10 protein-coding genes are annotated in these 10,745 nt (G+C 72.8%); 7 read left to right on the top strand and 3 right to left on the bottom strand.

The genetic code is table 11. From position 1 onward, the window contains the following. Positions 1 to 131: 131 nt before the first annotated feature. Positions 132 to 599, bottom strand: coding sequence for an RDD family protein (locus ABT026_RS13780; RefSeq protein WP_351114458.1), 468 nt, complete (start codon positions 597 to 599; stop codon positions 132 to 134). 264 nt (positions 600 to 863) lie between these two features. Between ABT026_RS13780 and glnA the strand changes: the two genes are divergently transcribed. The 4 genes from glnA to ABT026_RS13760 all read left to right on the top strand — a co-directional run bounded on the left by glnA (position 864) and on the right by ABT026_RS13760 (position 5,702). Further along, on the top strand, positions 864 to 2,273 hold the full coding sequence (gene glnA / locus ABT026_RS13775; RefSeq protein ID WP_351114456.1) for a type I glutamate--ammonia ligase: 1,410 nt from the start codon (positions 864 to 866) through the stop codon (positions 2,271 to 2,273). Between the two features lie 283 nt (positions 2,274 to 2,556). Continuing rightward, positions 2,557 to 3,303 carry a hypothetical protein gene (locus ABT026_RS13770; protein WP_351114455.1) on the top strand — a complete coding sequence of 249 codons (747 nt, stop codon included), beginning with the start codon at positions 2,557 to 2,559 and terminating at the stop codon, positions 3,301 to 3,303. Positions 3,304 to 3,768: 465 nt separating this feature from the next. Beyond that, on the top strand, positions 3,769 to 4,797 hold the full coding sequence (locus ABT026_RS13765) for a glycoside hydrolase family 11 protein (protein ID WP_351114454.1): 1,029 nt from the start codon (positions 3,769 to 3,771) through the stop codon (positions 4,795 to 4,797). A gap of 212 nt (positions 4,798 to 5,009) precedes the next feature. Further along, positions 5,010 to 5,702 carry a polysaccharide deacetylase family protein gene (locus ABT026_RS13760; RefSeq protein WP_351114452.1) on the top strand — a complete coding sequence of 231 codons (693 nt, stop codon included), beginning with the start codon at positions 5,010 to 5,012 and terminating at the stop codon, positions 5,700 to 5,702. A gap of 51 nt (positions 5,703 to 5,753) precedes the next feature. On the opposite strand, the gene ABT026_RS13755 is transcribed toward ABT026_RS13760, so the two are convergent. Together ABT026_RS13755 and ABT026_RS13750 are read right to left on the bottom strand one after the other, a co-directional pair. Further along, positions 5,754 to 7,328, bottom strand: a complete 1,575-nt coding sequence (locus ABT026_RS13755; RefSeq protein ID WP_351114451.1) for an FAD-dependent oxidoreductase — start codon at positions 7,326 to 7,328, stop codon at positions 5,754 to 5,756. 227 nt (positions 7,329 to 7,555) lie between these two features. Further along, complete coding sequence (locus ABT026_RS13750; protein ID WP_351114450.1) at positions 7,556 to 8,494, bottom strand: TIGR01777 family oxidoreductase; 939 nt, start codon at positions 8,492 to 8,494, stop codon at positions 7,556 to 7,558. 92 nt (positions 8,495 to 8,586) lie between these two features. Between ABT026_RS13750 and ABT026_RS13745 the strand changes: the two genes are divergently transcribed. The 3 genes from ABT026_RS13745 to ABT026_RS13735 all read left to right on the top strand — a co-directional run bounded on the left by ABT026_RS13745 (position 8,587) and on the right by ABT026_RS13735 (position 10,671). Beyond that, positions 8,587 to 9,087 (top strand): GNAT family N-acetyltransferase, encoded by a 501-nt coding sequence (locus tag ABT026_RS13745; protein ID WP_351114449.1) that lies wholly within the window; start codon positions 8,587 to 8,589, stop codon positions 9,085 to 9,087. After that, entirely contained in the window at positions 9,084 to 9,563 is a 480-nt protein-coding gene (locus ABT026_RS13740; RefSeq protein WP_351114448.1) for a DUF5959 family protein, read from the top strand. The genes ABT026_RS13745 and ABT026_RS13740 overlap by 4 nt, the downstream gene beginning before the upstream one ends. A gap of 196 nt (positions 9,564 to 9,759) precedes the next feature. Continuing rightward, a complete protein-coding gene (locus ABT026_RS13735; RefSeq protein WP_502967967.1) occupies positions 9,760 to 10,671 on the top strand; it encodes a peptidoglycan recognition protein family protein in 912 nt (303 codons plus the stop codon). Positions 10,672 to 10,745: the final 74 nt, after the last annotated feature.

Here is a 10,745-nt window from a genome sequence, read left to right as displayed (position 1 = left end):
TGTCGCCCTCCGGCCAGGCGCAGCCGGGGCAGTCGAAGCCGTCCTTCTGGTTCACCCGCAGCAGGGTCAGGGCGGTGCGGCGGCCGACGGCACCCACCCCGCGACCTACGTGCAGGTCCCCCGGACAGGCCCTAGGCGCGGATCTCGACCGTGCCGGCGAGCCGATCGTGCAGCCCCCGCCCGTCCCGGTCCCACACCAGCGCCGGCACGGCAAGGCACAGCAGCACCGTCCGCACCGCCGCCCGCCACGGCACCACCGACCCGCTCGCGACCGCGACCACCCGCAGCCCGAACAGTCGCTTGCCCGGCGTGTAACCCAGCGTGCCCACGGTGAGCATCCCCAGCCCGAGGAAGATCAGCAGCGCCCAGTTGCTCGTCGACTGACCGTAGCCGTCCGTGATGAGACCGTATGCGATCAGCACGCACAGCGCCCAGTCCACGACCAGCGCACCGAGGCGCCGCCCGGGACGCGCCACCGAGCCGGGACCGTTCTCGGGGAGCCCGAGGCCCTGGCCCCGGTAACCGAAGTCCACGCCGGCGTCCTCCGCGGCGGCGCGGGGGCCGGAGAGCCAGGATCCGAGTGCTTGCCTGTTGTCCACGGACTCCACGGTACTTCCCGTGCGCGCGCGTGGAGGAGGGCGGGGTGCGCGCGGCGACCCGGGGCAGGACCATGGAAGGGGACCCGAGCGATCCGGCGACGGTCCGGCGGCCGCAGCCGCCGATCAGCCGGTTAACTTCCCGGAAACAAATGAGTCATGTTCGAGAAATCGCCGATCACTAGGGTCCCGGACAGCGTGTGTCACCGCACTGGCACGCGAAGTACTACCACCCTGGCGGAACCGGCCGGGAGTAGGAGGAGCTGGATGTTCCAGAACGCCGACGAGGCCAAGAAGTTCATCGCCGATGAGGACGTCAAGTTCGTTGACGTTCGCTTCTGCGACCTGCCGGGTGTGATGCAGCACTTCACGATCCCCGCCAGGGCGTTCGACCCGGGCGAGGAGCTGGCCTTCGACGGGTCCTCCATCCGCGGCTTCCAGGCCATCCACGAGTCGGACATGGCCCTGCGTGCCGACCTGAGCACGGCCCGTGTCGACCCCTTCCGCCGGGACAAGACGCTCAACATCAACTTCTTCATCCACGACCCGATCACCGGTGAGCAGTACTCCCGTGACCCGCGGAACGTGGCGAAGAAGGCCGAGGCCTACCTGGCGTCCACCGGCATCGCCGACACCGCCTTCTTCGGCCCCGAGGCCGAGTTCTACGTCTTCGACTCGGTGCGCTTCTCCACCGAGGCGAACCAGGCCTTCTACCACATCGACTCGGAGGCGGGCGCCTGGAACGCCGGCGCCACCGACAACAACCGTGGTTACAAGGTCAAGTACAAGGGCGGTTACTTCCCGGTCGCCCCGGTCGACCACTTCGCCGACCTGCGCGCCGAGATGTCCCTCGAGCTGGAGGCCTCCGGTCTCCAGATCGAGCGCCAGCACCACGAGGTGGGCACCGCCGGCCAGGCCGAGATCAACTACAAGTTCAACACGCTGCTGGCCGCGGCCGACGACCTGATGCTGTTCAAGTACATCATCAAGAACGTCGCCTGGCGCAACGGCAAGTCCGCCACCTTCATGCCCAAGCCGATCTTCGGTGACAACGGCTCCGGCATGCACGTCCACATGTCGCTGTGGACCGCCGGCCAGCCGCTGTTCTACGACGAGACCGGCTACGCGGGTCTGTCCGACATGGCCCGCCACTACATCGGCGGCATCCTCAAGCACGCCCCGTCGCTGCTGGCCTTCACCAACCCGACGGTGAACTCCTACCACCGCCTGGTGCCCGGCTTCGAGGCCCCGATCAACCTGGTGTACTCGCAGCGCAACCGCTCCGCCGCGATGCGCATCCCGATCACCGGCGCCAACCCGAAGGCCAAGCGCGTCGAGTTCCGCGCGCCCGACTCCTCCGGCAACCCGTACCTGGCCTTCTCCGCGCTGATGATGGCCGGCCTGGACGGCATCAAGAACAAGATCGAGCCGGCCGAGCCGATCGACAAGGACCTCTACGAGCTGGCTCCCGAGGAGCACGCCAACGTGGCCCAGGTCCCGACCTCCCTCGGCGCGGTCCTCGACGCCCTCGAGGCCGACCACGAGTACCTCCTCCAGGGCGACGTCTTCACGCCGGACCTGATCGAGACGTGGATCGACTACAAGCGCACCAACGAGATCGCCCCGATCGCGCTGCGCCCCCACCCGCACGAGTTCGAGCTGTACTACGACATCTAAGAACCGTGCAGGTCGGAGCCGGTTGGTAGCGCTCCGAGCCGTACACGCACCGTGGGCCGTGTCGTTCCCGTCAGGGGGAGGGCACGGCCCACGGTCGTCGCGGGCCGCGACTTCCTCCGGCGTGAAGCTCCACCCGACGAGGCGCGGGCCGCTCCAGTTGATCCCGATCCGCCGCCCCTGCTCGACCGCGTCGGGCAGTTCGACGTCGCGCCACGACTCCACGGCCATGTCGCCGGTCGGCCTCCCCGTAGGCCGTGTACGGGCCGAGCCCTAGCCTGGCCCCGTGAACCACAGCCCTCCCGGCGACGGGGTGCCCTGCGAGCCAGACGTGCCGCTGTACCGGGCGGTCCTGGAGAGGACCGACTGGGGTTTGCTCCAGACGGCTTTCGGCAGCGGTGAGGGCCTTCCTGCGGTGATGGCGCAGGTGCTGGTGCCCGATGCCACGGTTCAGGTCGCCGCTCTGTCGGAGCTGCGTGAGATGGTCGGTCACCAGAACACCGTCTACGAAGCCACCGCCCCCGTCGCCCTGTACGTGGCCGGCGTCCTCACGCACCCGGCGGCCACGACCGTCCGGCCCTATCGCGACGTGCCCATCCGCGCGACGCTGCTGAACTGGCTGGCCGGCACGGTTCATGACGCCTCCGACGAGGTTGTCGGCCTCATCGAGCAGTACGCCCCTGGCTTCCTCGCCCCTGGCACCACCGTGGCGGCCTTCCGGGACCTGCGCCCGATGCTGTTCCGGGCCGTCGCGCCCTTCCTCCAGGACCGTCACGGGGACGTGCGCGAGGCCGCCGTCGTCGCCGCGCTCCTGCTCGCCGAACACCCCGCGCCGGCCGAGCATCGCGATCCTCTCGCCGGGCACGCGCGCACCCTCCTGGACACCAGCAGCCACGCCCCCGATCGGCGCGTTGCCCGGAAGGCGCTGGAGGCGTGGGGCCACGACGTTCCCGACCCCGCACCGTTCCGGGAGGAGCCTTGGGACCAGGGGCCGCACAGCGACGGCCGCGGCGATCTCGAACCTCCCTTCTGACCGACACCGACCGACGCCTGCCGTCCTGGACGGGCGGCGGCGGTCACCGCGTGGCCCGCCGGTCCGGACGCGCAGGGGCGGGATCTCGGGCTCCGTGGGGCAGCTCTCCGTGGGTCGGACCCGTCCGACACGCCTCTCCGCGCGGCCCGGACCGTGGTCGACGATCCAGGTGACCGGGACGTCGCTGAGAGGCCTGTGCCGGGGTCCCCGCCGGGAGTTGCGCAAACGAACCGAAACTTTCGGATTGCGGCCACTGCCTCGGAGATCCGGTCGGAGGATGATCGACGATCTTTGCGAGCGAGGGGGTGCTCAGGAGGGCTCTAAGTGCGTTGTCGGAGGGGTGGTTGACGTGGGGTGTGTTGCCGAATGATTTCGAAAGTTCTACCGAAACAATTGACACAGATCCACGTCTCTACACACTGGTCATCAGTCGCCATCCCCCCACCTCTGAAGGAGGATTGACGGATGAACAGTCACGTTCACCCCGTCGGCCGCACGCGCCGCAGAGTCCCGTCCGTGGTCCGCAGTGCTGCGGTTCTCATCGTGGCCTTCATTGCCTACGTGGCCGGCTTCGCCCCGGCGAACGCGGCCACGGTCGTCACGTCCAACAGCACCGGCAACCAGGACGGTTACTTCTACTCGTTCTGGCAGGAGGCCAGCGGCGGGCAGATGACCCTGAACTCCGGCGGCAACTACGCCCTGTCCTGGAACACCAGCGCGAAGAACATCGTCGCGGGCAAGGGCTGGAACCCGGGCAACGCCACCGACTCGGTCACGTACTCGGGCTCGTTCAACTGCAACGGCAACTGCTACCTGGCCCTGTACGGGTGGTACCAGAACCCGCTGGTCGAGTGGTACATCGTCGAGAACTACGGCAACTACAACCCCAGCACCGGAGCCACCCGGGTCGGCTCGGTCCAGAGTGACGGCAGCACCTACGACCTGTACAAGGCCACCCGCACCAACGCTCCGTCCATCGAGGGCACCAAGACCTTCACCCAGTACTTCGCGGTCCGTCAGGCCAAGCGCACCGGCGGCACCATCACCAAGTCGACCATCTTCAACGCCTGGAGGAACGCCGGCCTCCAGTTCGGCTCCGCCAACTACGAGATCATGGCCACCGAGGGCTACAACAGCAGCGGCAGCTCCAACATCACGGTGAGCCGCGGCGGCTCCAGCGGTGGCGGTGGCGGCGGTGGCGGCACCACTCCGCCGCCCACCAACCCGGGCAGCTGCGTGGCGACCCTGTCCGCGGGCGACAAGTGGAGCGACCGGTACAACCTCAACGTGTCGGTCAGCGGTGCCAGCTCGTGGACCGTCACGGTCAAGGTCCCGTCGCCGGAGAAGGTCCTGGCCACCTGGAACGTCTCGGCCAGCTACCCCGACTCCCAGACGCTGGTGGCCAAGTCCAACGGCAGCGGCAACAACTGGGGCATGACCATCCAGACGAACGGCACCTGGACCTGGCCGACGGTCAGCTGCAGCGCGAGCTGAGCCCGCGCGGAGCACCGGCCGAGTCCTGATCCCTGAGCCGCCGGGCCCGACCAGGAGGCGGGCCCGGCCCGCCTGAGGAAACCTGAGGAAAGGCGCCACCGTGGAGGGGCCGTCCGGGTGCTCACGCACCCGGGCGGCCCCTGCCGCCTGACCCCGCCCCCCCACGCCCCCGCGCCGCCCGCGCCACCCACTCCCGACCAGGAGACCCGTCGATGCGTACGTCCCCCTCGCCGGCCGCCCCGTCCCAGGGCCCGGACGCCCGCGGCGGTTACGTCGGGCTCACCTTCGACGACGGGCCGTCGCACCGGACGGCCGCCCTCCTGGAGGCCCTGCGGAAGGCCGGGCTGCGGGCCACCATGTTCAACCAGGGGAACCACGCCACCGAGCGTCCGGACCTGGTGCGGGCGCAGGTCGCCGCCGGGATGTGGATCGCCAACCACAGCTACAGCCACCCGTACATGACCGGGCTGGAGCCGGCGGAGATGGAGTCCGAGATCGTCCGCACCCAGCAGGCCCTCGCGGCCGCGGGCGGCGGCACCCCGCGGCTGTTCCGCCCGCCCTACGGGGACACCGACGAGACCCTCGCGGCCGTGGTGGTGAAGGCGGGCCTCACGGAGGTCTGCTGGGACGTCGACACCCGGGACTGGGACGACGCGAGCGCCGAGGACATCGTCGAGGCGGTCGGCCGGCTCACCGACGGGCAGGTCGTCCTGATGCACGACTGGCCGCTCAGCACGCTGGCCGCGATCCCGCGGATCGGTGAGGTGCTGCGGGCGAAAGGGCTGCGCAGCGGCATGATCTGCCCCCACACCGGCCGCGCCGTCGCCCCCGTGGACGAGAGCGGCCCCGACGACGAGACCCGGGCCGGGGACAGGGCCGGGGGCGAGGCCCGGGGCAGGGGCTGACGGCTGAGGGCCCGGCCCACGACCGCACCCCCCACCCGGCGTCGGCCCGCGCTACGCCGCCCGCGCCCGCGGCACCGGCTCCCCGGGCCGCAGCCCCGTGCCCGTGCCCAGGTCGCGCAGGATGACCGAGGAGGCCCGGTGGCCGGAGTGCAGGGCGCCCTGGACCGTGCCGGTGTCGCGGTGGTCGCCGCAGACGTACAGCCCGGCCAGCAGCCGCACGGAACGCCGGGGGGCGTGCGACGGACGTATCACCGGCACCGCCTCGGCCGTGCGGTGCACCGCCAGGGTCTCCCAGGTGCGTGTCGACACCCCGTACAGCCGCGCCAGGTGGTCCCGGGCCGCTCCGTCCACGTCCTCGGGTGGTGGGCCCAGCAGGGTGGAGGAGATCAGCGCGCGGCCGGTCGGCGCGCGGGTCGGGTCGACGTGGCTGACCACCGCCGTGTGCGCCACGGGGCCGCCGCGCTCGGCGTCCAGGAGCAGGAGGGCGCCCGTGTCCGGGGCCTCGGTGGTGGTGTGGTGGACCACCGTGACCTGGTGGAAGTCCGGGACGCGCAGCCCGGGCAGCAGCTCCGCGGCGGCCCGCGCGTCGGTGGCCAGCAGCACCGCCCGGCAGGCGAACTCGCCGTGCTCGGCCGTGGTCACCGAGGTGGTCGAAACGGAGGTGACCCGCACCCCGGTGTGCACCGTGCCCGGCGGCAGGGCGTGCGCCAGCAGCTCCGGGAGTACCTCCGCGCCCCCCTCCGGCACGCAGAGCCGCCCGGTCGCCCAGGCGCGCAGCGCCAGGTCGGCGCACCGGCTCGACCCGGCCAGCTCCGGGTCGCAGAGCAGCGCGGTCAGCAGTGGGCGCAGGAAACCGTCCACGGCGGACGCGGGGACGCCGCGCGCCGACAGGGCCTCGGCGGCCGGCATCCCGGCACGGGCCAGCAGCCGGTCCACAGGGGTGGCGGCGATCCCGGCGAGCGCCGAGGCGAGACGGGCGCGGTCGCCCGCGCCCCCGAGCGGCCCGGACACGGCGGGCGTCCGCCCTCCCGGACGCGGACGGATCCGGCCCAGGCGCTCCCGGCGGGCCCGCAGGCCGGTCATCCGGATCGCGGCCACGGCTCCGGCGCGCGTCCTGGCCGGAGCCGACGGCCGGGTGGGCTGCGCGGGGAAGACGGGCGGAGCGGGGGGCGCGACCGTGGCGAGTGCGCCGTCCGGTCCCGGGGCCGCTGCGGAAACGTTCCAGCGGCTCCGGTCCAGGGCCGCCGACCCGCCGTACGCGCTCCCGTGCTCCGCTTCGTGCGCCTCGCACGCCTCCCGTGCGCCCCCCAGGGCTCCCTCGGGTCCGCCGGCGTGGTGACGGCGGCCCGCGCTGTGCACCAGGACCCCCGGGGCGAAGGGGCGCAGCACCAGGTCGTCCAGACCGGGGGTGGTGCACAGTTCGGGATACGAGGTGAACAACAGCTGACCGATCCGGTCCAGCCGGAAGCCGTCGACCTTCTCCGTCGACATCCTGCCGCCCACGAACGGGGCGGCCTCCAGGACTGCGGTGCTGACGCCTGCCGCGGTCAGCCGCAGAGCCGCCGAGAGTCCGGCGACTCCGGCTCCCACGACGACGACATCCGCCTTCTGTACGGGCTGAAGCACGTGCCCCTCCTCGAGGTTGCGCGGCCGCTGGAGACGTGATGCCCCCAACTTCCTCCCGGAATACCCGAGTTCGGTCCCCATCGAGGTTAGGTCGAGTCGTTCTCGAGCGCGCTGTGCGCACGCACCGAGCACGGTGGCACGACGGTGGCACGCCCCCTCGCGCCCCCGCGCTCCGTCCAAGCCCTCGCGCTCCGTCCCGGCGGCCGCACTCCGTTGAGGCCGGGCCCTCAGTCCCGCAGCGCCGCCCGTACCGCCGACTCCACGTCGGGGCAGGAGAAGACGAACCCGGACTCGCGCAGTCGCGCCGGAAGCACCCGCGCGCTGCCCAGCACGTCCTGGCTCATTCCACCCAGCACGGTCCGCAGCACCGGGGCGGGCACCGCGAACACCGCCGGCCGCCGCAGCACCTTCGCCATCGCGGCGGTCACCTCCCGGTTGGTCGCCGGGGCCGGGGCCGTGACGTTGAACGGGCCATCGAGGCCGGGGGTGAGCAGCAGGTGCCGCAGGGCGTCGATCTCGTCCCGCAGCGCCACGAACGACCAGTACTGCCGGCCGTCCCCGAGCCGACCGCCGAGTCCCGCCCGGAACAGGGGGAACAGCCGCCCCCACGCGCCGCCCTGCCGGGCCACCACCAGTCCGGTGCGGGCCAGCACCGTCCGCACGCCCGCCGTTCGGGCCGGCTCGGTCGCCGCCTCCCACTCCACGGTCAGCTCCGGCAGGAAACCCCGTCCGTGCGGAGCGCTCTCGTCGACCGCGCGGTCACCGGTCTCACCGTAGTAGCCGATCGCGCTGCCGTTGACGAACACCTCCGGCGGCGTGTCCATGGCGGCGATCGCACCCGCCAGCGCCTGCGTGCCCAGCACCCGGCTGTCGCGGATCTCCCGCTTGTACGCCTCCGTCCAGCGCCGGTCGCCGACGCCCGCGCCCGCCAGGTTCACCACCGCGTCGCAGCCGGCGAGCGCGGCGGGGTCGAGCCTGCCGGAGTGGGGGTCCCAGCGGATCTCGTCCCCGCCCCGCGGCTCCCGCCGCACCAGCCGCCGCACCCGGTGCCCGTCCGCCTCCAGCGACCTGGCCAACGCGCCGCCGATCAGGCCCGAAGCCCCCGCCACGGCGATGGTCCAGCCACGCTCGGTCCCGCCCCGTCCGCCCGCTCCACTCGCTTCCATGGGGTCATCGTGCAGGACCGGAGGGCCCAGGCGCGTGAGTCACGCCGGAAACCGCTTTCCCGGGCCGACGGATCCCGCCGTAGAGTGCGGCCATGTCAACCAGCGCTGACCAAGGTCCCCACATCCGTCCCGCCCGCGCGGAGGACGACGAGGCGTTGTCCCGCCTGGACCGCGAGACCTGGTCCACCGTCCACGCAGTGACGCCGCCGCCCCCGCCCGGCCGCCCCTTCTTCGGCGAACGGCAGCCGGTGGGCGACATCCTGGTGGGCGAGCTCCACGGCGAGGTCGTCGGTTACGTGCGGGTGAGCCCCTCCACCCCGCTGGAGGCCAACGCCCACGTGCAGCAGATCCAGGGCCTGGCCATCGCCGAGCGCGCCCGCGGTCTCGGACTCGGCAAGGCCCTGATGCGCGCCGCCGAGGACGAGGCCCGCCGCCGGGGCGCCCGCCGCCTCACCCTCCGCGTCCTCGGCCACAACGCCCGCGCCCGCGCCCTCTACTCCTCCCTCGGCTACACCGTCGAGGGCATCCTCCCCGAGGAGATGCTGCTCGACGGAAAGTACGTCGACGACGTCCTGATGGGCCGCTTCCTGTGACGGCCGACGGCCACACCCCCGCGACGCTCGACCTGCTGCGGTTCCAGGACTCGGCGCAGAGCGTGGCCGTCGAGGTGGACCACCTCGCCCCCAGGGGCAGTGGCGACGAGCGGTACCACGAGGCGCGGATCGTCGTGCGGAGCGGCTTCGTGAACGGGCAGGTGGGCCTGACGGTCTCGCTCGAGGACCTGGACGAGTGGGAGCGCTGCCTCGACGCGCTCCAGGCGTTCGAGGCCGAGGCCGGGGACGAGGCCGAGGCCGGGGACGGGAGCGAGGTGGAGTGGGGCGTCGAGTGGCCGGCCGGTGACCGCAGCGCCTGGCTGGAGGTGGTGCCGGAGGACCCGCTGGAGGTGACGGTGCACGACATGCCCTCGACCCGGATCTCCGTGCGGGTACCGATCGACGACCCGGATCAGCTGCCGGAGAACCGCCTCCGCCTGGAGCGCCTGAGGAGGGCCCTGACGGAGTCCGTCTGACCCGGTCCGAGCCGGAGCCGGCAGGGGCCCGGCGCTCCCGCGTCGCCCGCCTTCGCGCCCGCGGGCGTCCCCGCACGGACCGACCCGCCACGTCTCGCGTCGCGGGGGCGTTCGGGCCCGCACACACCGGCCGCTCCCGTCACCCGCGCGGACCTCACCGATCGCGGCTGTCACGGGCGGCGCGGAGAGTGGACGCATGCGCGCCTCCCGTATATCCGCCGAGGTCGTGGCCCGTGTCCGGGAGCTGTTCCGGAGGCTGGGCCAGGGCCGGGGGCCCCGTGGGCCGAGGCGGCGCGGGGGGCGCGGTGGCAAGCGAGGGCGGCCGAGCCTCGAGGTGGTGGCGCCGCCGCTGATCGCCGTGATGGTGCTGCTGTTCGTGCTGGTGCTCCAGGGGCAGAGCGAGGACCGGGCGGTGCCGCGCGGGCCGGCCGCACCCAGCGGGCCCCGGTACGGCGCGCCCCAGCCGAAGATCGTGCCGCGGTCGGCGTGGCTGAAGCCGGGCGACGAGCGGCACGCCCGGGAGGCCGCGCAGGACCGGGAGCGGGAGCGGACCAAGCCGCCGCCGAAGTACGACGACAAGGTGGTCGCCGTCTTCGTGCACCACACCGACTCGCCCAACGGCTACGACTGCGCCGACAGCCCGGGCATCATCCGCACCATCAGCGCCGACCAGACGGCCGGCCGGCACTGGGACGACATCGGCTACAACTTCCTCGTCGACCGCTGCGGCACCATCTACGAGGGCCGGGCCGGCGGCTCCGGGCGCGCGGTGACCGGCGCGCACACGCAGGGGTTCAACCACCGCACCGTCGGCGTCGCCGCCATCGGCACCTTCACCCAGGGCGCCGAGGTGCCCCCGGCGATGACCGAGGCCATCGCGCGGCTCGCGGCCTGGAAGCTGGGGCTCTCCGACATCGACCCGCGGGGCGACGTGCGGCTGGTGTCCAGCAACGGGCAGAGCCGGTTCGAGAAGGGCGAGACCGCCGAGCTGCCCGCCATCGCCGGGCACGACGACGGGTATCGGACGACGTGCCCCGGGGCGGCGCTCAAGGCGCACCTGCCGCTGATCCGGGAGCGCGCCGCGCAGCTCCAGGGACGGCAGACGTGAGGACGGGCGGCGGGAAGCCGGCCCGCCGGGGCGCCGCGAGCGCGGGAGCGGCCCGCGGGAGCGCCGACGCCGTG

Source organism: Streptomyces sp. NPDC002734, from assembly GCF_040295685.1.
Lineage (GTDB): Bacteria > Actinomycetota > Actinomycetes > Streptomycetales > Streptomycetaceae > Streptomyces.
This window is presented reverse-complemented; position numbering and strand designations above follow the sequence as displayed.